The sequence below is a fragment of the Hymenobacter sediminis genome (assembly GCF_003231285.1).
GTDB classification, from domain to species: Bacteria; Bacteroidota; Bacteroidia; order Cytophagales; family Hymenobacteraceae; genus Hymenobacter; species Hymenobacter sediminis.
Genome location: NZ_QKNS01000003.1, coordinates 185,555 through 205,108, shown reverse-complemented (window position 1 = coordinate 205,108; position 19,554 = coordinate 185,555). Strand labels below are relative to the sequence as shown.

Annotated in this window: 23 protein-coding genes; 14 read left to right on the top strand and 9 right to left on the bottom strand. The window is 57.0% G+C overall.

Annotation, left to right across the window (positions count from 1 at the left end; all coding sequences use genetic code 11):
* Positions 1-47: 47 nt before the first annotated feature.
* Positions 48-476, bottom strand: coding sequence for a PaaI family thioesterase (locus DNI29_RS09960; protein WP_110977959.1), 429 nt, complete (start codon positions 474-476; stop codon positions 48-50).
* A 93-nt stretch (positions 477-569) separates the two neighbouring features.
* Here DNI29_RS09960 and DNI29_RS09955 point away from each other — a divergent pair, with 93 nt between their 5' ends.
* From DNI29_RS09955 to coaD, 4 genes are all read left to right on the top strand, one after another.
* Complete coding sequence (locus tag DNI29_RS09955) at positions 570-1,172, top strand: DUF4126 domain-containing protein (protein ID WP_110977958.1); 603 nt, start codon at positions 570-572, stop codon at positions 1,170-1,172.
* Between the two features lie 119 nt (positions 1,173-1,291).
* The gene (locus DNI29_RS09950) at positions 1,292-1,801 is read left to right on the top strand and encodes an NUDIX domain-containing protein (RefSeq protein ID WP_110977957.1); all 510 of its coding nucleotides are present in this window, start codon (positions 1,292-1,294) and stop codon (positions 1,799-1,801) included.
* 168 nt (positions 1,802-1,969) lie between these two features.
* Positions 1,970-2,845: a DUF3822 family protein gene (locus tag DNI29_RS09945; protein WP_110977956.1), complete on the top strand. Its 876-nt coding sequence runs from the start codon at positions 1,970-1,972 to the stop codon at positions 2,843-2,845.
* 225 nt (positions 2,846-3,070) lie between these two features.
* A complete protein-coding gene (gene coaD / locus DNI29_RS09940; RefSeq protein WP_110977955.1) occupies positions 3,071-3,535 on the top strand; it encodes a pantetheine-phosphate adenylyltransferase in 465 nt (154 codons plus the stop codon).
* Positions 3,536-3,605: 70 nt separating this feature from the next.
* On the opposite strand, the gene DNI29_RS09935 is transcribed toward coaD, so the two are convergent.
* A complete protein-coding gene (locus DNI29_RS09935; RefSeq protein WP_110977954.1) occupies positions 3,606-4,082 on the bottom strand; it encodes a hypothetical protein in 477 nt (158 codons plus the stop codon).
* Positions 4,083-4,100: 18 nt separating this feature from the next.
* Positions 4,101-4,802 carry an NUDIX hydrolase gene (locus DNI29_RS09930; protein ID WP_110977953.1) on the bottom strand — a complete coding sequence of 234 codons (702 nt, stop codon included), beginning with the start codon at positions 4,800-4,802 and terminating at the stop codon, positions 4,101-4,103.
* Between the two features lie 262 nt (positions 4,803-5,064).
* Between DNI29_RS09930 and DNI29_RS09925 the strand changes: the two genes are divergently transcribed.
* Positions 5,065-5,559: a metallophosphoesterase family protein gene (locus DNI29_RS09925; RefSeq protein WP_110977952.1), complete on the top strand. Its 495-nt coding sequence runs from the start codon at positions 5,065-5,067 to the stop codon at positions 5,557-5,559.
* 115 nt (positions 5,560-5,674) lie between these two features.
* Here DNI29_RS09925 and DNI29_RS24730 read toward each other — a convergent pair whose 3' ends face one another.
* Entirely contained in the window at positions 5,675-5,833 is a 159-nt protein-coding gene (locus tag DNI29_RS24730) for a hypothetical protein (protein WP_202910420.1), read from the bottom strand.
* Positions 5,834-5,933: 100 nt separating this feature from the next.
* Here DNI29_RS24730 and DNI29_RS09920 point away from each other — a divergent pair, with 100 nt between their 5' ends.
* The 4 genes from DNI29_RS09920 (at position 5,934) to DNI29_RS09905 (ending at position 9,721) form a co-directional block, all read left to right on the top strand.
* Positions 5,934-6,959 (top strand): threonine aldolase family protein, encoded by a 1,026-nt coding sequence (locus DNI29_RS09920; RefSeq protein ID WP_110977951.1) that lies wholly within the window; start codon positions 5,934-5,936, stop codon positions 6,957-6,959.
* 124 nt (positions 6,960-7,083) lie between these two features.
* Positions 7,084-8,349, top strand: a complete 1,266-nt coding sequence (locus DNI29_RS09915) for a cation:proton antiporter (protein WP_110977950.1) — start codon at positions 7,084-7,086, stop codon at positions 8,347-8,349.
* Between the two features lie 46 nt (positions 8,350-8,395).
* Entirely contained in the window at positions 8,396-9,061 is a 666-nt protein-coding gene (locus DNI29_RS09910; protein ID WP_110977949.1) for a metallophosphoesterase, read from the top strand.
* 21 nt (positions 9,062-9,082) lie between these two features.
* Positions 9,083-9,721 carry a DNA-3-methyladenine glycosylase family protein gene (locus tag DNI29_RS09905; RefSeq protein ID WP_110977948.1) on the top strand — a complete coding sequence of 213 codons (639 nt, stop codon included), beginning with the start codon at positions 9,083-9,085 and terminating at the stop codon, positions 9,719-9,721.
* A 3-nt stretch (positions 9,722-9,724) separates the two neighbouring features.
* On the opposite strand, the gene DNI29_RS24115 is transcribed toward DNI29_RS09905, so the two are convergent.
* A complete protein-coding gene (locus DNI29_RS24115; RefSeq protein WP_123823191.1) occupies positions 9,725-9,934 on the bottom strand; it encodes a hypothetical protein in 210 nt (69 codons plus the stop codon).
* A gap of 34 nt (positions 9,935-9,968) precedes the next feature.
* Positions 9,969-10,889: a DUF58 domain-containing protein gene (locus DNI29_RS09900; protein ID WP_110977947.1), complete on the bottom strand. Its 921-nt coding sequence runs from the start codon at positions 10,887-10,889 to the stop codon at positions 9,969-9,971.
* 462 nt (positions 10,890-11,351) lie between these two features.
* On the opposite strand from DNI29_RS09900, the gene DNI29_RS09895 reads away from it, so the two are divergent.
* From DNI29_RS09895 to DNI29_RS09880, 4 genes are all read left to right on the top strand, one after another.
* Positions 11,352-11,693: a DUF3276 family protein gene (locus DNI29_RS09895; protein ID WP_110977946.1), complete on the top strand. Its 342-nt coding sequence runs from the start codon at positions 11,352-11,354 to the stop codon at positions 11,691-11,693.
* Positions 11,694-11,973: 280 nt separating this feature from the next.
* Positions 11,974-13,074, top strand: coding sequence for a redox-regulated ATPase YchF (ychF, locus tag DNI29_RS09890; protein ID WP_110977945.1), 1,101 nt, complete (start codon positions 11,974-11,976; stop codon positions 13,072-13,074).
* Between the two features lie 22 nt (positions 13,075-13,096).
* Complete coding sequence (locus DNI29_RS09885) at positions 13,097-13,306, top strand: alkylphosphonate utilization protein (RefSeq protein WP_110977944.1); 210 nt, start codon at positions 13,097-13,099, stop codon at positions 13,304-13,306.
* Positions 13,307-13,405: 99 nt separating this feature from the next.
* Positions 13,406-13,981 (top strand): hypothetical protein, encoded by a 576-nt coding sequence (locus tag DNI29_RS09880; protein WP_110977943.1) that lies wholly within the window; start codon positions 13,406-13,408, stop codon positions 13,979-13,981.
* A 24-nt stretch (positions 13,982-14,005) separates the two neighbouring features.
* Here the strand turns inward: DNI29_RS09880 and DNI29_RS09875 are convergent, their stop codons facing one another.
* Both DNI29_RS09875 and DNI29_RS09870 read right to left on the bottom strand, forming a co-directional pair.
* Positions 14,006-15,469, bottom strand: coding sequence for a M48 family metalloprotease (locus DNI29_RS09875; RefSeq protein WP_110977942.1), 1,464 nt, complete (start codon positions 15,467-15,469; stop codon positions 14,006-14,008).
* 107 nt (positions 15,470-15,576) lie between these two features.
* Positions 15,577-16,869 (bottom strand): cation:proton antiporter, encoded by a 1,293-nt coding sequence (locus DNI29_RS09870; RefSeq protein ID WP_110977941.1) that lies wholly within the window; start codon positions 16,867-16,869, stop codon positions 15,577-15,579.
* Between the two features lie 160 nt (positions 16,870-17,029).
* On the opposite strand from DNI29_RS09870, the gene DNI29_RS09865 reads away from it, so the two are divergent.
* A complete protein-coding gene (locus DNI29_RS09865; protein ID WP_110977940.1) occupies positions 17,030-17,968 on the top strand; it encodes a hypothetical protein in 939 nt (312 codons plus the stop codon).
* An 86-nt stretch (positions 17,969-18,054) separates the two neighbouring features.
* Here the strand turns inward: DNI29_RS09865 and DNI29_RS09860 are convergent, their stop codons facing one another.
* Positions 18,055-19,401 (bottom strand): type IX secretion system plug protein, encoded by a 1,347-nt coding sequence (locus tag DNI29_RS09860; protein WP_162303569.1) that lies wholly within the window; start codon positions 19,399-19,401, stop codon positions 18,055-18,057.
* Between the last annotated feature and the right edge of the window lie 153 nt (positions 19,402-19,554).

The following is a 19,554-nucleotide window of genomic DNA, read 5'->3' as shown; positions in this document are numbered from 1 at the left end:
CCCGGACTGCCTTGCTAAGTTGAGAAGAAAACGGCAGATTCCGGTAGCTACATACAAGCTGCTGCTGGGGGCTCCGTCACGGCCATGGTGGCGCTGGCTTTGGCAATGAGGCGTTCATCGCACCACACCTCGGCCTCGCAGAAATGTAAGCGGCGCCCTGCCTTCAGTACCCAGCCTACTGCCCGCAGCTTTTTCCCTACACCGGGGTGCAGGTAGCTGGTCTTAAGCTCCACCGTTACTACCCCCTTCCCATCGGGCACCAGGGTTACGGCAGCAAAGCCCGCGGCCAAGTCGGCCATGGTGGCTACCAGCCCGCCGTGGGCAAAGCCGCCATGCTGCTGGTGCTCCTGCTGCAGGGTCAGTTCGGCTTCTACCCTACCCTCTTCAATCCGGGTAAGGTCGGCGCCAATGTGGTGCATGAAGTGCTGGCGGGTAAGCTTGCGGCGGATGCGCGTTTCGAGGGCTTCTGTATTCATAGAGCCGCAAAGGTTGTGTATCTTTTGCAGGTTTCCGGTCTGCTGGGCCTAATAGCCACTGTACCAGCCTCTCCTCCTTGCATTTGCCTGCCTATGGAACCTCTGGATTACATCCTGCCCGGAGCGCTGGGCCTGGCCCTGGCCGCCTGCAGCGGCTTTCGGGTGTTTGTGCCTTTGTTGGCGGCGGCGCTGGCTTACCGCACCGGTCACCTAACCCCGGCCGCCGGCTTCGGCTGGCTGGGTAGCTGGCCGGCCATAGCGGTGCTGGGTACAGCCACGGTGGCCGAAATTCTGGGCTACTACATCCCCGTCGTCGATAATGTTCTGGATACCATCACGGGGCCGGCGGCATTTATTGCGGGCTCCATCCTGATGACCTCAGCCCTGCCTGATATGCCCCCGATGCTGCGCTGGGGGCTGGGGGTAGTAGCCGGGGGCGGAGCGGCCGGGGTTATTCAGCTTGGCACTTCTCTGCTGCGGGCGGGCTCCACGGTTACTACGGCCGGCTTGGGCAACCCCGTGCTGGCTACCCTGGAAAATGTGCTGGCTATGGTGGGCACGGTGCTGGTTTTTCTGCTTCCTCTCCTGATGGCAGCCCTGGCCGTAGCTGGCGTGGTGTGGGTACTGGTGCGGCTGCGGCACTGGCAGCAGCGCCGGGTTACCCGGCGGGCCACGCCGCCCAGCCACCCGGCCTGACAATTCCTTGGTCCGGCAGCACACGAAAATACATTTGGCGAGAGTTAATCAGCCGCACAGCGGCTTTCTTCGTAAGCTTGCGTTTTCGCGTCTTGCACGGCCGGGGCCGAGCTTTTGTTATGACTGACTTTCGTACTACTGTTCCTTCTGCCTCTTTGCTGGAGGCTTACGCCGGGGTAGCGCGGGTGCGGGTGTGCGGCCTGCTGGTGCAGGAAGATGCCCTGCTGCTTACGGCCCACCGCGGCCTGCTTCCCAACAACTTGCCGTTCTGGTCGCCGCCTGGTGGAGGGTGGCAGTTTGGGGAAACCCTTCAGGAATGCCTGGCGCGGGAGTTTGCCGAAGAAACGGGCCTGGAGGTTACTGTAGGGCGCTTTTTACACTTGCATGAGTTTCACAGCCCCGGCCTGCAAGCACTCGAGCTGTTCTTCGAGGTGCGCCCGCTCAACCCCGATGCTACCCCTCGCCTGGGCCTCGACCCCGAGCATGCCGCCGACGCTCAGCTGCTTACCCACCTGGAGTTCGTAACGCCCCGCCAGCTGGGCCAGTTGCTACCCACTCAGGTGCACCCAGTCCTGCGCGACATCATCAGCCCCGACGACGTGTTCATCCCCCAGACGCGCTTTCAATAAGAGGAGCCTTTAGGCTGCTGCCAGGGGTAGGGCGGCGGAAATTTGCGCGGGTTGGGGCCGTTTAGCCCGGTAGGTGCCCAATGGTGCTTTCGAGTCGGGCGGCGCCTGCGTACCTTTAGCGGCTTTTGCTCTAGTTCTTTCCCTGTGCTTACTTCTTCCGCCTCGCCTATGTCCACTTCCGTTCTGATGCCCCCGACTGCCCTGCAGCGCCTGCACGACGAAACCTTGGACCTGGACAATCCATCTGCCTACAACCTGTACCTGATGGCCGGTCCGGCGGGGGTGCGCGTGGGCGTGGCCGATGTGCGGCGTAACAAATTTGTGGCCCTGGAAGACTACGCCGCCCCCGATGCTGCTACCCCTCTGGCCGCCCAGCTACAGGCCCTGGCGGCTGAACAGGAGGTAGTTGGCCGCACCGGCTGGAATCGGGTACACTTGGCCGTGCAGAACCGCCATTTCACGCTGCTGCCGGCCTCACTGTTCCGGGCCGGTGATGAGGCCGCCTATCTGCGCCTGCACCATAACATTGATTTGCAGCGCGAACGGGTGCAGCACTATACTCATTCGGGCCTGGAAATCACCAGCATTTTTGCCGCCGAGCGGGGCCTGGCCGAATGGTTTCAGGCGACTTACCCCGAAGGACGGCTCCTGCATCATACCAGCGCTTTGCTGGAAGGCGTTGCCCACCAAAATGAGCAGAGCGGCGCCCGACGCATCTATCTCAGCATCAGCCACCAGGAAGTAACCCTGCTGGCCATGCGCGACAAGCAGCCGGAACTCTGCAACGTGTTTCCGTTCAGCACCCCCGAAGACCTAATCTACTACACCATTCTGGTGATGCAGGAGTTGCAGCTTAACCCCGATCAGGACGTGGTAACGGTTTGGGGCGACCTTACTCACGACTCGGAGCTGTTCACTATCCTGCGCAAGTACATCCGCAATATTCGCTTCGGCAACCGCCCCTACGATCTGGGCTACAGCTACCGCCTCAACGACGTATTCGAGTACCGCTACTTCGAGTTGTACGCCCTGCATCTGTGCTAGGGCATATGGAAAGGCAGCTAAAAGAACTCCGTTCCGAGCTTGTCGAGACATCGCGCGTGCTGACGTGGCAATGGTAATCTAACATCAGCACGCGCGATGCTTCACGGCATTCCGCATGACGGGCTTGTTGTCGACAACAATCTTTACGGTCTACGAGGCCTAAGAAGCGTCTGAGCACAGTGCTCTGTTTGGCTCCTGGCTAATATTCTACCTCTGTTTTCTGCTATGAGAATTGCTCTTTTCCCTGGCTCCTTCGACCCCTTTACCAATGGTCACTTGGATGTAGTACGGCGAGGTGCGGCGCTGTTCGATGAGGTCATCATTGCCATTGGCAACAACAGCAGCAAGCAGCGCTACCTTCCCGTGGAGCAGATGATAGAAATGATTCAGGAAGTTTTCCGCGACGAGCCGCGCGTGTCGGTGCAGGCGTACAAAGGCCTTACTGCCGATTTTGCCCGCGAGGTGGGGGCCCGGTTTCTGCTGCGGGGCCTGCGCAACACCACCGACTTCGAGTACGAAAACACCATTGCCCAGGCCAACCGCCACGTCAATCCGGAGCTGGAAACGGTGTTTTTGATTACTTCTCCGGCCCTGGCAGCTATTAGCAGCACCATTATTCGGGAAATTCACCGCTTCGGGGGTAACGTTGATGATTTCGTACCCTTCGCCCTACCCCCCGTTGCTCAGTAAAGCATATCGGCTAACAGAAAAGGCCCACTGATTTGTCAGCGGGCCTTTTCTGTTATGAAGGGGGTAGGGATTACTTACGGTCCACTATGCGCATCCCTACAATTTCGCGGTTGTTCTGGGGGTTGACTACGGGTAGGACGATGTACTCGCTGGCCGTCAGACTCAGGTTGCCTTTCTGCAGAATTTCGTCCTCATCGGTACCGATTAGCACCAAGTCGCGCACTTTGCGGTTGCGGGCATTGAACGTAGCCACAATGGTAACGCCGTTGCGCTCGAAGGTGTTAATCCAGTCTTCGCCTTTCGTGGCCTTCATCTGCTCAGCAGTCGGCTCAGGACCAACTTTCTGGTCCTGGGTTTCGCGCGGATTGCCGAGCACTCGCCGTATTTGATCAATATTGCGGCCCATGAGGGCGGGCACATCAACCGCGGCAGGAGGCGAGGCAGCCGGCTGGGTCGTGGGCATGTTCGCCTCCGATACCGTTTGCGAACCAGAGCAGGCGGCCAGGCCTAACAATAGTAGCAGGGGTAGGTAGCAGATACGAAGCATAGGCAAGGCGAACTAAGATCAATTTGCTGACTCCTGGTCGGCGGGGGCTTGGCCGGCAGTTTCGCTCAGGTAATGGCGAACTACCAGCGCAATGCTGGCGTACGACTCATCTAGAACGGCCAAGGCATCCTGCGGGGTCATCCACCGCACTTCCTCGATGTACTCTTCGGCCTGGGGCTTCATCAGCGAGTCATCGAGGCAGCGCATGATGTACCAGTTCGTTTTTTTCAGGATTTTGTTGCCGTTGTAGGCGTAGGAATGCCAGGTGCTGGGCAGCTTCTCCCCTATTTCTACCTTAATGTTGCACTCCTCTTCTACTTCTCGCAGGGCCCCCAGCACGGGGTCTTCTTCTTTCTTGAGCTTGCCCTTCGGCAAATCCCATTTACCCAGGCGGAAGATCATCAGAATCTTACCATCCTGCACCACCAGTCCGCCGGCAGCTTTCACAATCTTGAACTGATCCTTGAGGTGTAGAATCAGGCGTTTTTTCTTGCGGGCCAGTAGGGTCAGGGAAGTGAGCTTCTTCAGCTTTTTTACTTCCATGAGGCGCAGCAACCGGTCCACAAACACGTCCGTCACGTCGCGCACGAGCACGTCGCCTACCAGATCCTTCGAGATGAACTCATCCTCCGGATTCAGAATCAGGTCGTACTTGTGCTTGTATATCTTCTCGCTGTTTTTCTTGATAATCAGCGGAATATCGTTGATGAAAACGTTCATCGCGGGGTAATCTGGAGAGGGCAAAAAGGGGACTCAGGCGGGATGCTGCAAAACACAGCATATTTCCCCGGAAACGAAAGCACCGGGGGTCGGGCAAGATACGGGATGTTAGCGGTTGTGTTGTATCAGGGGGTAGTTAGACCTTGGTAGTTGGTAGCCAGATAAGGGCCTACTAGTATAAACATAACTGTATCTGTAGCCTGCCTAATCCGTTACTCTTCCACCCTTATCCCACCAATAATATCCCTCTACCTTCGCTTTCATGAAGAAAATAGGCCTACTTTCTGACACCCACAGCTACCTCGATGACCGGATAGTGCACCATTTGCGCGGCTGCGACGAAATATGGCACGCCGGCGACTTTGGGACGGCCGAGGTGGCTGAAACGCTGGAAACTATAGCCCCCTTGCGCGGCGTGTATGGCAACATTGATGGCCAGGATGTGCGGCGCACTCAGCCGCTGGTGCAAAATTTTGAGGTAGAGGGCCTGCGCGTGCTGATGACGCACATTGGCGGGTACCCTGGTCATTACAGCCCCGCCGGCCGCGCCCTGGTACAACAGGAGCGCCCCGGCCTGTTTATCAGCGGACACTCTCACATTCTGAAAGTAATGCCCGACCCGCGCCTGGGTTTGCTCCACCTCAACCCCGGCGCGGCGGGTCGTCACGGCTTTCATAAAGTGCGCACCCTGCTGCGGTTTGAAGTGGCGGCGGGCAAAGTGCAGCAGCTACAGGTGATTGAGCTAGGGCCGAAATAAGCCGAATGTACCAAACTAAAAAAGCGCCTCTCCCCAAAGGGAAAGGCGCTTTTGAAAGCTCTGGTTAGTACCCACCGACACCGGGGTAGGCGCACCAGACGCGAAATGCGGCTGACTAAGCGGCGGTTTCGGTCTTGGTGAAGCGGGACTTCAGCTCGTCGAGGTCCACGTTCTTCAGAACGGGGGTGAGGAGCAGTTGCTTAATAACGCGCTGCTTGTTGTTAGCGCGGGCAATGTTCTTGCGGTGCTTCCGCTTCAGACGGGTAACGGTCATTTTTCCGGGTCGGTTTAGGTCTTCTAGTAAATTGAGGGGCAAAAGTAACGACTAAATTTGAAACCGGGAAACCTTTCCCGCTTTTCCCTACCATAACCCCATGACTGATTCCGTAATTGACCTGCGTTCTGACACCGTAACGCGCCCTACTCCGGCCATGCTGGAAGCCATGTTCCAGGCCCGTGTGGGCGACGATGTGTACGAAGAAGACCCCACCGTGCGGGCCTTGGAGCAGGAAGCAGCAGCCCGTTTCGGGCTGGAGGCCGGCCTATTCTGCCCTTCCGGCACCATGACCAACCAAATTGCCATCAAGGCCCATACGGAGCCTTTATCGGAGGTGATTTGTGAGCAGAACTCCCATATTTATTTGTGGGAAGTAGGTGGTATTGCCTTCCACTCAGGAGCCTCAGTAGCGCTGCTGCCCGGTAATCGGGGCCGCCTTTCAGCTGCGCAGGTAGAGGCCGCCATTCGGCCCGTGAACGTGCACTACCCCACTACCAGCCTGATTTCGCTGGAAAACACCCACAACCGCGGCGGCGGCAGCTGCTACGAGCTTTCGGAGTTGGAGGCTATTGCTGAGGTAGCCCGCCGCCACCAGATTGCGCTGCACCTCGATGGAGCCCGCATCTTCAACGCGTTGGTTGCTACCGGCCAGTCAGGGCAGGAGTACGGCCGCATCTTCGACACTATTTCCGTATGCCTAAGCAAGGGCTTGGGTACGCCGGTGGGCTCGGTGCTGCTGGGCAGCAAGCAGTTTATCCAGAAAACCAAGCGCATCCGGAAGGTAATGGGCGGTGGCATGCGCCAGGCCGGCTACCTGGCCGCCGCAGGCCTCTACGCCCTTGAGCACAACGTGGAGCGCCTAGCTGATGACCACCGCCGTGCTCAGCAGTTGGGTACCACCCTGGCCGCTCAGAGCTATGTAGCAGAGGTTATGCCGGTAGAAACCAACCTGGTTATTTTCCGCTTGCAGGACACTACCCCCGCCGAGCAGTTCCTGGCCCAGTTGGAGCAGCAAGGAATTCGGGCGTCATCCTTCGGCCCCCAGATGATTCGCTTCGTAACCCACCTGGATATCGACGATGCTATGATTAGCCGTGTGGAACAGACGTTAGCCGCTCTATAATCCGCAGCTGCTCTTCCAGCAATAAATACCCGAACGCGTATCGAGAACCTAGAGTATTTTAACCTCAGGCTCCCGATACGCGTTCTGGCATATAGGTTTGTCATTATTCGCCCTGCTGCTTTTGATGGAGTTATACAACACATTTGCCCTGATTGTGGTGGCAGCCGCCTTATTTGGCTACATCAATTACCGGTTCCTACGTCTGCCGAGTACCATAGGCCTCATGGTACTGGCCCTAGTGTCGTCGTTGCTAGTTGTGGGGCTGGGCCGTTTAGGCGTTTCGTGGGTACTGGCGGTAAGCCAGCTAGTACGGACCATTGACTTCCACACGGTACTGATGCAGGTGATGCTGAGCTTCCTGCTGTTTGCGGGAGCCATCCATGTAGATGTGCGCGCCCTAGGTCAGGAACGGGGAGCGGTAGGAGCCATGGCTGTAGTTGGAACGCTACTTTCGACGGTGCTGGTAGCAGGGGCCCTATACTGGCTGCTGCCGCTGGTGGGCTTACAGGCTCATTTCATTTATTGCCTGCTATTTGGCGCCCTCATTTCGCCTACCGACCCGATAGCAGTGCTTGGTATTCTGAAGGAGGCCCGTATAGCGCCCAATCTGGAAATCAGGATTGTTGGCGAGTCGCTTTTTAACGATGGCATTGCGGTAGTCGTGTTCGTGAGCCTCTTCCAGATTGCCCAGTACGGCGCTGAGCAGGCAACACCGGGTGTCATCGGCGCGCTGTTTCTGCGCGAAGCAGTAGGCGGGGTATTGTTAGGAATAGTGCTGGGCTACATCACCTTCTGGGCGCTTCGCAGTATAGATAACTACAAAGTAGAAGTGCTGCTTACACTTGCCTTGGTGATGGGTACCACGGCACTGGCCACGCTTCTGCATACATCGGGGCCGCTCGCCGTGGTAGTAGCCGGGCTGATTGTGGGTGACAAAGGGCGCGCTCAGGGCATGTCGGACCTGACGCGTGAATACCTGGATAAGTTCTGGGAAATACTTGATGAGATTCTGAACGCCGTGCTTTTCGTGCTCATCGGCCTCGAAATGCTGGTACTCGATATCAACCGCACTATTCTGCTGGTTGGGGCCGTAGCCATTGTGGTAGTGCTGCTAGCCCGTCTGGTTTCGGTGGCCTTACCTCTTGGCCTGCTTCGTCGTCGGTACAGTTTCGACCGGCCTACCCTGCGCGTGCTTACCTGGGGTGGCTTACGGGGCGGCATTTCAGTAGCGCTGGCCCTGTCGCTACCCGAATCAATGCCGCGCGACCTGATTGTGGGGGTAACCTATGTGGTTGTGATTTTCAGTATCATCGTGCAAGGACTTACTATTGGCCCATTGGTTAAGAAATTAGGGCTTAGCAACTCGGCCGGTCCGGCGTCAGCTCATTAGCATCCAAGCTGATTTTGCGTTCTATCTGGCTACCTCTCCTCATTTCATGAACCACAACCTCTTTCTGATTGGCGATGTACACGGCTGCTACTATACATTTCGGGAGTTGCTGGGGTACTGGCAGCCCCAGGAAGAATTACTGGTACAAACCGGCGACCTGGTAGATCGGGGTCGTTTTGGACCGGAGTGCGTGCAGCTGGCTCTGGAGGTGGAGCGGCAGTATCCTGGCCGTACGGTGTTTCTGATGGGCAACCACGAGCACGAAATGCTCAAGCATTTTGGCCCTAACGGGCCTAACACACCCTGGCTGGGTTGGGGTGGCCGCGCTACCATGCAGCAGTATCAGGGTCGCCCGGAAATGCTGGGCCAACACCTGGCCTGGCTAAGTCAGCGCCCTTTCACCTGGGAAAACGACCATGTGCTGGTCAGCCACGCCGGCTTTGCCGAAACCCCTACCCCCCTCGATGCCGAAAACATGGATGGGGTGCTCTGGCGTAGGGGCCCGTTGCGCAATGTAGGCCGGCGGCAAGTGGTGGGCCACACCCCCACCGATACGGGCGCTCCTACCTTCGATGCGGCCGCTAACGCCCTTTATATTGACACAGGAGCCTATTATGGCCGCAACCTCAGCGGCCTGCGACTATCGTTCACGGGAGAACTGCTGGGGGAGGTTTCGATTCCGACGTTTCCCCAGGATATTGTGCTGGCCTAGCTCCCACCTCTTGCTCATCTCATGTCCGCTCCTACCCTTTCTGCCTCTTCCAACCCAGCCCTCCAGCACCTCATGCAGGCCGACCCGGTGCTGGCTCAACTCATCAGCCAGGGCCGCCCTATTCTGCCTTCTGCCCACGAAGATCTGTATCTGGCCCTGCTGCGGGCCATTGTAAGTCAGCAGATTTCTACAAAAGCGGCGGCGGCCATTTGGCGGAAGGTGCAGGCCCTGTTTCCGCCTGAGGGCTACCCTGAGCCGGCAGCTCTGGTGCTGCTTTCCGATGAAGACTTGCGGGCGGCGGGCATCTCGCGTCAGAAAGCAGGCTACCTGCGCGCCATTGCCGATTTTGCCCAGCGCGACCAGCTCGACCATACCCACCTTAGCCAGCTTTCAGAGGAAGAGTTTACCCAGCACCTCACCCAAATTAAAGGGGTAGGCCGCTGGACGGCTCAGATGCTCCAGATGTTTGCCCTTGACCAGCCCGACGTATTTCCGGAAGGCGACCTGGGCATTCAGAACGCCATGCGCCGCCACTATGGCCTGCAGGAAACCGGCCGCGCCCTACTCAAGCGCATGATAGAGCTGGCCGAACCGTGGCGCCCCTACCGGACCCTGGCCAGCAAGTACCTCTGGCAGTCCTTAGACAACGTACCGGGGTAGGCGCTATTCCTCCGTTTTGCCGGCAGCCTCATTACGCCGGGCGTCGCGAATGCCCAGGGCAATGGCCACAAACGTGGAAAGCAACGGCACGAACAACCCAAACAACAGCCAGGGCCAGAAGCGCCGGCCGTACATATGGGCAATGTACACCGTCATGACGGCCGACAACGGGCAGATGAACAGAAAAGGGAAAAGTATGTCGATGAGATTCATGCGGCACGAAGGCGGACTGAAATAAGAAAAAAGGCTACCGGGCTTTGCCGCGCTTTACCAGGTAGGCGTACAGCACTTTATCAAACGGCTCCCGGATATCAACGGGCACAAAGTCAATTTTATACTGACCACAGCGCAAGGCCAGCTCTTGCTCGTAGCGGCGCATGGTGGCCTGGTACTGCTCGCGCACCTGGGCAGGCTGCAGCTTCACCGTCTGGCCGGTTTCGAGGTCCTCGAAGAGGTAGGGCCGATCCTGGAAGTTGAAATCAGCTTCCGTGCCCCGGTCCATAATATGAAAGAGCAGTACCTCGTGGTGCTGGTGGCGCAGGTGCTGCAGCGCAGCCAGGGTTTCAGTTTGCTCCTCGGGGGCTCTCCCCAACATATCCGAAAACAACACCACCAAGGAGCGTTTCGGGATTTGCTGGGCAATGGCGTGAATAACGCCCGACACATCGGTGCGGGTGCGGCCAGGGGTAGCGGGGCGCTCTAGCAACTGCTGCAGCGTCAGGAGCAGGGTGTGGCGGTGGGTGCTGGTAGAGCGCACCGGCGTTTGCAACTCCACCTGATCGGAGAAGGTAACCAGCCCTACGGCGTCGCGCTGCTTCTGGAGCAGCGTGGTAATGGCCGCCGCGCACAGCACCGAAAACCGCAGTTTATCGTGGGTGGGTGCGGGGTAATACATACTGGGGCTGACATCAAGCAGCAGGTGGCAGCGCAGGTTGGTTTCCTCTTCGTAGCGCTTCACAAACAACTTATCGGTGCGCGCAAATACCTTCCAGTCGAGGTGGCGGGTGCTTTCGCCGGGGTTGTAAAGCCGGTGCTCCGAGAATTCCACCGAAAACCCGTGGTAGGGCGACTGGTGCAGGCCCGTAATGAACCCTTCCACCAGTTGGCGGGCCAAAAACTCCAGGTTTTCGAACGAGCGGATAGCGGCTAAATCGAGGGGTTGGGCCATAACAGCGGGGTAGCAAACGGCGGAAAGCAGCCCTAAGGTACGAGGAAACCCACGGGGCAGGCATCTTGTGCAGGCAACAACACCAAGCTGGCCCCGGTTCTATTGTCCACTCAAGCCTCCAAGGTCATCCATGTTGCCGGGGAGAGAGTGCCAGCTAGCGCCCGTTGTCACTGTTCTGCAAGCTCAGGCTTAAGCAGAACATCTAAACTGGAACAAGAAGGATGAAACGTAGCGGCGTTTATATATATTATTCAGGATATTAATCTTGCTTTTATACCAGCCGCCTAATCAGAGAGCTAACACGGCGTATACGGCATATTTTTCACACCTTACCGGGTTTTCGGGGCCAGTGCCTCGGAAAAGGAAAAAGCCAGACTTCAAATTTTTATATCTGACTGAAAGCACGTATTTTGCGCTGAACTTCAATCATCTTGGAATAACAAAAATTTACCGGAAGGAACTGTGGAAGACCGTCACGACCAGGAAGAAATCTATTCCCAGCGCATTAAAGCCGGCAAGCGCACGTACTTTTTTGACGTGAAAGCTACCCGCGGCCAGGATTACTATCTGACCATTACGGAAAGCAAGCGTCGCCTACGCGACGACGATACTTTCTCCTACGAGAAGCACAAGATTTTCCTCTACAAAGAGGATTTCCTCAAGTTTGTCGATGCCCTGCAAGACGCCGTTGATTTCGTGCGCGAAGAGCTGTTGACTCCCGAAGAGGTAGCCGAGCTGGACCGCCCTCGCCCCGCCTACGACGAACGGGAAGGCAACTACAACCGCACCGACGACGCCTACTAACTTATTACCCGGAAGCCTAGCGAAACACTCGTTACTCCTCAGATTTTCAGCTTCCTCTTGCACGGTGCGCCTGGCTTCGGCCGGGCGCACCGTTTTTGCATTTGCCCCTACCCCCTCCTGCCGCTCAAACATTGCCCCTGAGCGGCCCGATGGGAGCTTGCGTTCCGGAGCTGAAGCAGAAACCGGCCGTGCTTTCCCCGAAAAAGCCCCGTACCTTTGCGCCACGAATTGCGCCCCCCGCCCAACTCGCCATTTCACTAACTTACTATTTCACCGTCATATGGGTCTCCGCTGCGGTATCGTCGGCCTGCCGAACGTGGGCAAATCCACGCTGTTCAACGCTCTTTCTAACGCCAAGGCCGAGTCGGCCAACTACCCCTTCTGCACCATCGAGCCGAACGTAGGCGTGATTACCGTGCCCGATCCGCGCCTCACCATTCTGGAGGAAATCGTGAAGCCGGAGCGCGTAGTACCTACAATCATTGAGTTTGTGGACATTGCCGGCCTGGTAAAGGGCGCTTCCAAGGGTGAAGGACTGGGCAACAAGTTCCTAGCTAACATCCGGGAGGTAGATGCCATTATCCACGTAGTGCGCTGCTTCGACGACCCCAACATTGTGCACGTAGCTGGCGGCGTTGACCCCGTATTTGACAAGGACGTTATCGACACGGAGCTGCAGCTCAAGGACCTGGAAAGCATCGACAAGAAGCTGGCGAAGTCGGAGCGTTCGGCTAAGAGCGGCGACGCTCAGGCTAAAAAAGAGGTAGCCGCCCTCACTCGCTTCAAGCAACACCTGGAAGCCGGCCACAATGCCCGCTCGCTCGACGCCTCGGAGGAAGAATTGGAAGCCGTAGCCGACCTGCAGCTGCTCACCATCAAGCCCGTAATTTACGTGGCCAACGTGGACGAGGCCAGCATCCCGACCAATGGCAACGCCTACGTAGAAGCCCTGCGGGAACACGTAAAATCAGAAAACGCTCAGGTGGTTATCGTGTCGGCCGCCATCGAGTCGCAGATTGCCGAAATGGACGACCCCGAGGAAAAGGCCATGTTCCTGGGCGAGTACGGCCTCACCGAATCGGGCCTGAACAAGCTGATCCGCGCGTCTTACGAGTTACTGAACCTGATTACTTACTTCACCGCCGGCGTGAAGGAAGTGCGTGCCTGGACGGTACACCGCGGCGACAAAGCACCCGCTGCCGCTGGCGTTATCCACTCCGACTTCGAGAAGGGCTTCATCCGGGCCGAGGTAATTAAGCTGGCCGACTACGAGCAGTACCGCTCGGAAGCCAAGATTAAGGAAGCTGGTAAAATGGCTGTGGAAGGCAAGGAATACGTGGTGCAGGACGGCGACATCATGCACTTCCGCTTCAACGTGTAATTACGCATTCCCTACCCTACTCATGGACGTAAAAGACAGCAACGGCAACCTGCTCAACGACGGCGACTCGGTTACCATCACCAAAGATCTAAAGGTGAAAGGCATGGCACAGGCGCTCAAGCGCGGCACTGTGGTCAAGAACATTCGCCTCACCAACAGCCCCGCCGAGATTGAAGGCAAAGCTGGGGGTAGCATGCTGGTCATCAAAACCGAATTCGTGAAGAAAGCCTAGCCCTGCGTTTGCAGCCGCTGCTCCGTAACTTAAGCGCCCCGGTCGAATGGTTCGGCCGGGGCGCTTTTAATTTTATTTTTGATCTGCATAATAGCTAAAATGAGTCTAGGACTTTTAAAAAAACACCTTACATCCTCACTTGATGAGATTATGGGTAGCAACCTATCCGATTATTTTTTCTACGAATATGAACCCGATTATGTACTTAGTGACAGTAAGGAAATTGATATCATTGGATTTCAGCTCGAATTAATTTTTGACAATCAAAAGTCGATTTATATTTCCTGGGATTCCGTCAAGGGATGGCATCAGTATACATTAAGTGTATCAACAAAATCATTTGTCGTGTTAAATGATAAGTTTAGATACAATGAACATATATGGCAACAATATATTGGCACTGAGTTAATAAAATATGAAGTTTATGGCTATAAAACTAATATAATTACTACAACCTGCAGTATTAGCTATATTACTAGCTGCGATGTTTACCGAGAGGAGCCCCATATGATTGTGCTCCACTTTGCAAACTCTATTCTAGGAATAGCAAACTCTTACGAGGAAAAAGATTTTATTCCGAAGCTGCCAATGGGAGATGATATTTGGATTATTTATACGGTGACGGCTATACAATTATTTATAGAAAAGCTAGGCCTCGAAAAACTCGAAGCCTAGCTCACATTTCGCTTTACGATACATTTACTTCCCTACTACCTTAAACAGCATACCAGCCGACATTTTATCAGTAGTTTTCATGCCATTCACGATGGCTAGTTCCTCGTGACGCTTAGCGGGCACACCATTGGCAGTGAGAGCCTGAGCCAGCGTTTGGCCGGCTTTAGCAGTTTTAATGCGGATGCGCTCCGGCTGCTTATTGAGCTTGGCGGCATCGGTGAGGCGCTTGTAGCCTTGGGCCGTGCGCTGGAACTGCGGAGCGTAGGTATTAAATGCCGAAGGCGAGGTCAGGCCCACGAAGGCATAGACGCTTTGGCCGTCCTGGATGAGGTAGGAAAGTGTACGGGCCGTGATGCCCTGTTGGCCGGTTTGCTGATCTTGCCCCACTTGGTCGCCTTGGATAGCCACGGCCTGAAAGCCATTGATAGTAGTGCGGTTGGCCTGGGCGTTTTGGAGGTTGAGCTGCTGGGCCAGGGCCTGAGCCGTTTCATCTAGGCCTTTGTTGCCGGCTGGCAGTAGCACGATTACGGCCTTGCCGTTGGGCTCAGCCATCTGGAACTGGCTAGGCGAATTCTGGCTTTGCCACCCGCTCGGGAGCGGAAACTGAAACTTCAACTCGGGGTGGTAAAACACGCTATTTTCTACGTAGCCTTCGCGCGGGTTATCGCCGTAGGGCAGGCCTTCAATCATGCGCAGGTACTGGTCGCGGTTGACGGCTAACTGGCGGCCGGCTTGCTGCTCGGCCTGCACGGCCAGTTTTTTCACGCGCTGGTAACGGTCGGCGGAGTTGGGGTGGGTAGAAAGGAAGGTAGGCACGCCGGCGGCTCCACTCTGCTGCTCAGTGCGCTGCAGGGTCAGGAAAAAGTCGGCCATGGAAGCCGGGTCGTAGCCGATTTTGCTGGAATATTTCACCCCCAGCACATCCGACTCGTTTTCGGCGTCGCGGCCATACTTGAGCAGCCCCAGGCCCACGCCCTGCTGCACCACGCCGCCCACCGACTGCATCACCCGCGGGGCTACGACTGAGCCCAGAATCAGGCCGATGTTGGCAATAGTGGAGCGGGTCTGCTGCTTCTGCCCGTGGCGAGCCGTAATATGGCCGATTTCGTGGCCCAGCACTCCGCTGAACTGTGCCTCATTGTTGAAGTGAGCCAGAATACCGCGGGTGAAGTACACGTGCCCATCGGGGGTAGCAAAGGCATTGATGATGGGTGAATCGACGACGGTAAAGCCTTTTACGTCGGCGGGGCGGTCAGAAATCCGGCCCATCTGCATGCCTTTCTGATCAATGTAGGTTTGCAGCTTAGCGTTATCAAGCAGGCCGAATTGGGCAATAACCTGCGGATCGGGCTGGGCACCTTGCACGGGTGCAACGGCCGGAGCAACGGGAGCCACTGGAACAGTGGAAGCCGGGCGGGAGCCGCTCAGCGGCAGCAGCAGAGTCAGTGTGGTGCCGGCATATAGTACAGAAGCGAGGGTAGGTTGCATAGGCGGGAGAGGTTGATACAGAAATTGGGGTAGGGATACGCCTGCAACGAAGCTCCACGGCCACAAGGTTACAGGGTCGTTATTCGCCAGACCAATTCCGTGCCGAGTCAGCCCGTTTGTTTTTCGCTCGCTTCTTCCTGCATTTGTTCTTCCAGCTCTACGGCGGTGGGTCGGCCGTGGCGGCGGTCCAGCCAGTCCATTACCGGGGTAGCCAGCACGCCGTGCAGCACAATGGACGTGAGCACCGTGAAACCGGTAATGGCCCACAGTTCCCGGCCGTTAGCGAAATCGGCTTCGTGCAGAGCGTAGGCCAGGTAGAAAAAGGAGCCAATACCCCGGATTCCGAAAAAGGAGATTACCAGCCGCTCGGGCCAGGTTACGCGGCTGCGTCCCAGCGTCAGGATGCCTCCTAGCGGCCGCAGCACCAGTAGCAGAAACAGCCCCAGCGCCGCGCCGCCCCAGGTCAGCGGCGCCAGCAGCCCGCGGGCCAAAGCCCCCCCAAACAAAATCAGAATCACGACGATAAACAGACGCTCCAACTGGTCCGTGAATTCGTGCATCTCGGTGTGGTACTCGTGGCTTCGCTCGTGGGTGCGCAGCGTAACGGCGGCCACAAACACGGCCAGAAATCCGTAGCCATGCACCAGTTCCGTAATGCCGTAGGCCGTGAGTGTGACGGCTAGCGCCACAAAGCCATAAGCCTCTGGGTTGATGCTGACGCGGTGGGGCAAATCAAAAATCAGAAAGGAAAGCGCCCGACCAGCCAGCCAGCCGGCCAGTACGCCCATAGCGGTGCGGTAGAGCACATCCATCCAGGCCCAGTGCACCAGCCCTTCAGCAAGGGGTAGCGCAGCCATGGGGAGCAGCGCCACCGCCAAATGCACGAACGGGAAGGCTAAGCCGTCATTCAGACCGGCTTCACCAGTGAGGGCGAACCGCACGTTGTCTTCCCTACCCTCGCCAGGCTTCCCAACCTGCACGTCGCCGGCCAGCACGGGGTCGGTGGGTGCCAGGGTAGCGGCCAGTAGCACGGCAGAGGCAGGCAGCAACCCGCCCAGGCGCCATGCTACCACCATAAACACTCCAATGGTGATAATCATCAGCACCAATACCAACTGTAGGGGGGCCCGCCAGCGGTAGAGGGAAAAACGCCGGTCAATCTTGAGGCCGGTGCCAGTAAGGGCCACCGTCACGCAGATTTCCGTCAGGTGCATGGTGAAGCCGGAGTGCTCTATGGGGTCGGGGTTGGGTAGGCCCAGCGGCAGGCTGAACACCAGCGCCCCCAGCCCGACGAACAGGATGGGATAGGACAGCGGATACTTTTTGAGCAGAGAAGGCAGCCAGGCAACGCCCAGAATGGCAATACCCAACACCACCAGAATCAAATTATACAGCGACATAGCTTCTACCGGAAGGTGTAGTTGTTCTGGTACGGGAAGCAGAGCCGTTTTGGTGAATTAGGGTTCTAAATGAAGTACAAGTTCAATATAATAATATTATTTTTATATTTAATATAATTTATTACATAGCATCATATTCTCACCTCTAGCTCTGTGTACTATGAAAAAGACCTTAAGCCTTTTCCTGGGCGCGGCCGTTCTAAGTGTGGGTGCTGCCCGGGCCCAGCAAAACCTAACTACTGTTCAACAGGTAGGTAGCGGCCACACAGCTACCGATACCCAAACGGGCCGCCTGAACGCTATTGCCGTGATACAGGATGGAGGAGGCAACACAGCCACCGCCACGCAAGCCGGCAACCGCAACACCATTGAGCAAACCCAGGATGGCTCCAGATACCAGGCTACCGCTACCCAGAACGGCAACCGCAATACCATCAGCCAGACGCAAGAGCAGGTAGGAATATTCTTTGGTGGCAGCCTGACGGCTACTCAAACCGGCAACAACAACGACATCGTGCAGGAACAGACCGGGCAGGGCGAGGCCTCAGCCGTGCAGATTGGTGACCGTAACAGCGCCACGCAAAGCCAGGTAGGCCGACAGTTGAGCGCCTTTATTACGCAGGTGGGGAATAATAACGACGCGGAGCAGCGACAATCAGGCAGCGGCAACACGGTTACTCTTCTTACAACCGGCAACCGCAATACCTCCTACCAGGAGCAGACCGATTTTAATCAAACAGCCTCCGGCATTCAGACAGGCAACGGTAATAGTTTATCACAGCGGCAATCATACGCCGAGAACACTGCTAGCGCTACCCAGACCGGTAACCGCAATACCGTGGAGCAGGTGCAAAGTGATGGTGCTCTAAACGCCGCTACCAGCATCCAAGTAGGCAACGATAACCAGGCTTACCAAACCAGCTTAGGCAATGGCAACGATGCCTATATTCAGCAGGATAGCTTCAACAGCTTTGCCCGCCAGCAGCAAACTGGCATTCTCAATACCGCCGAAACCTACCAGGGCCTTTCCGGACAAAGCAGCACTACACTCCAGGAAGGCAATAACAACATTACGATAGTACGCCAGAACCACCCGTAATTATATTCCAGAACTGCACTCCCTTCAGCAAACAGCGGCGCACCCATTTCTTGGATGCGCCGCTGTTATATGTATGGCCTACTAGGTTAGGGCTGGCGGCCGTTTACATTAACCGTCTGATAGCCGACGAGCAGGTCGGTGCGGGTGCCGGGCGGACGGTAGTACACCAGCAGGTCGTAGCGGTTTTCAGTTTCTTGGTGGCTACCCTCCCAATACACGCTGTTGGGGCCCTGGGGTGTTTGCACAGCGTAGAGGTAATTGTAGTAGCCTTGCTTTAGTAGGGCGTGGCCGGTGTATTGCTGCGCGGCGGCGTCGTAGGTGAGCTTGAACTCATCCTTGAACTGCCAGTCGGAAAGCGCGCCCAGCACGTACACCGGCCCCGGGGCGGGCTGCTCAGCCCGGAGTTGGAAGGTCACGTCGAGGTAGTCGGCGTTGGTAGCACCGTTGCCGTACTCGCGGCTTTCAATCACGCGCTGCCCATTGATGTCGTCGTACTGAGAATAAGCCTGTCCGTTGCGGGTGGCTTCAGGTTGTAGCAGCGCGGCGCGGGGGCTGGCCTCGGCATCAATGCGGGCCACACCTATGCCCAAGGAGCGGAACGTGCGCAAATCAAAGAAGCGGAACTCACTCAGGGCCGGGAAGGCATTTTCGAAGTTGAAATACTGGTAGTCAAGCTGGCGCTCCGCGTCGCGCACGAAAGTGGGGCGCAGGTTGTACTTGGCATTGTCCCAGCGGTAGTTCTGGCGCAATACCACCTTCACTTCTTGGGCCGGGTTCACCAACTGCATGTTGTAGCGGATACCAAAATCCAGTTGTTGCAGGGTGTAGCGCTCCTGCCCCGCCACCGGAATACCCTGGCGCAGGTACACTTGCACCCCGCCCTCTTCAAACACCAGCACCCGCCGCGAGAGAAGCGGCGTACCGCCCGCCCCCTGCACTACCCACAGATAATTGCCCGAAAGCTTGACGCGCGGCATCCGGACGCGGTAGTGGTAGTAGGGCACTTTGGTACTGACGGAGGCGCGGTAATCGGTAATAGTCTGCTCATTGATTTCCGACAGGAACTGCATGTCCGTCAAAACGGAGGGCTGCCAGTTCAGGTCGCAATGTACCAGCTTGGCCGTGAGGCGCTGCCCTTGGCCACCCAGCACATCAAACTCCAGCACCGGCGACTGGCCCTGCGCCAACGGCACCACCGGCGGATTAAACACTTCGTTTACCTGCCCGGTGGGCACGTAGCACTGCACGGTGCGCACGTTGGGGTCGTAAACAGCATCTTCGTAGCGGAGGGTTTTGTTGGCGTAGTATTCGGGCGTTTGCTGGCCGGGGGTAGCAGGCCGGCGTGCGGCGTTGGGGTCAGTGATGGGCGTGCCCAGCGGGACGCAGGCCGTGGCCGCCAGCAGCAGAACAGCGGAAAAGATGGGGTAGCGCATAAAAGCGAATGTAGGCGATACGGCGCACTTGTACCGCACACCAACCATCGTCGGGGGGTAGCAGTTGGGCTTAGCTACGGGGGTAAAGAGCTTCTATGCCGACGCGTTTTTTATCACATCTAAGACCACAGCTCAACAGGTGTAGCCAGGAGT

Coding starts and splice junctions, on each gene's coding strand:
- DNI29_RS09960 (WP_110977959.1), bottom strand. CDS start 476: ATGAATACAGAAGCCCTCGAAACGCGCATCCGCCGCAAGCTTACCCGC.
- DNI29_RS09955 (WP_110977958.1), top strand. CDS start 570: ATGGAACCTCTGGATTACATCCTGCCCGGAGCGCTGGGCCTGGCCCTG.
- DNI29_RS09950 (WP_110977957.1), top strand. CDS start 1,292: ATGACTGACTTTCGTACTACTGTTCCTTCTGCCTCTTTGCTGGAGGCT.
- DNI29_RS09945 (WP_110977956.1), top strand. CDS start 1,970: ATGTCCACTTCCGTTCTGATGCCCCCGACTGCCCTGCAGCGCCTGCAC.
- coaD (WP_110977955.1), top strand. CDS start 3,071: ATGAGAATTGCTCTTTTCCCTGGCTCCTTCGACCCCTTTACCAATGGT.
- DNI29_RS09935 (WP_110977954.1), bottom strand. CDS start 4,082: ATGCTTCGTATCTGCTACCTACCCCTGCTACTATTGTTAGGCCTGGCC.
- DNI29_RS09930 (WP_110977953.1), bottom strand. CDS start 4,802: ATGAACGTTTTCATCAACGATATTCCGCTGATTATCAAGAAAAACAGC.
- DNI29_RS09925 (WP_110977952.1), top strand. CDS start 5,065: ATGAAGAAAATAGGCCTACTTTCTGACACCCACAGCTACCTCGATGAC.
- DNI29_RS24730 (WP_202910420.1), bottom strand. CDS start 5,833: ATGACCGTTACCCGTCTGAAGCGGAAGCACCGCAAGAACATTGCCCGC.
- DNI29_RS09920 (WP_110977951.1), top strand. CDS start 5,934: ATGACTGATTCCGTAATTGACCTGCGTTCTGACACCGTAACGCGCCCT.
- DNI29_RS09915 (WP_110977950.1), top strand. CDS start 7,084: ATGGAGTTATACAACACATTTGCCCTGATTGTGGTGGCAGCCGCCTTA.
- DNI29_RS09910 (WP_110977949.1), top strand. CDS start 8,396: ATGAACCACAACCTCTTTCTGATTGGCGATGTACACGGCTGCTACTAT.
- DNI29_RS09905 (WP_110977948.1), top strand. CDS start 9,083: ATGTCCGCTCCTACCCTTTCTGCCTCTTCCAACCCAGCCCTCCAGCAC.
- DNI29_RS24115 (WP_123823191.1), bottom strand. CDS start 9,934: ATGAATCTCATCGACATACTTTTCCCTTTTCTGTTCATCTGCCCGTTG.
- DNI29_RS09900 (WP_110977947.1), bottom strand. CDS start 10,889: ATGGCCCAACCCCTCGATTTAGCCGCTATCCGCTCGTTCGAAAACCTG.
- ychF (WP_110977945.1), top strand. CDS start 11,974: ATGGGTCTCCGCTGCGGTATCGTCGGCCTGCCGAACGTGGGCAAATCC.
- DNI29_RS09885 (WP_110977944.1), top strand. CDS start 13,097: ATGGACGTAAAAGACAGCAACGGCAACCTGCTCAACGACGGCGACTCG.
- DNI29_RS09880 (WP_110977943.1), top strand. CDS start 13,406: ATGAGTCTAGGACTTTTAAAAAAACACCTTACATCCTCACTTGATGAG.
- DNI29_RS09875 (WP_110977942.1), bottom strand. CDS start 15,469: ATGCAACCTACCCTCGCTTCTGTACTATATGCCGGCACCACACTGACT.
- DNI29_RS09870 (WP_110977941.1), bottom strand. CDS start 16,869: ATGTCGCTGTATAATTTGATTCTGGTGGTGTTGGGTATTGCCATTCTG.
- DNI29_RS09865 (WP_110977940.1), top strand. CDS start 17,030: ATGAAAAAGACCTTAAGCCTTTTCCTGGGCGCGGCCGTTCTAAGTGTG.
- DNI29_RS09860 (WP_162303569.1), bottom strand. CDS start 19,401: ATGCGCTACCCCATCTTTTCCGCTGTTCTGCTGCTGGCGGCCACGGCC.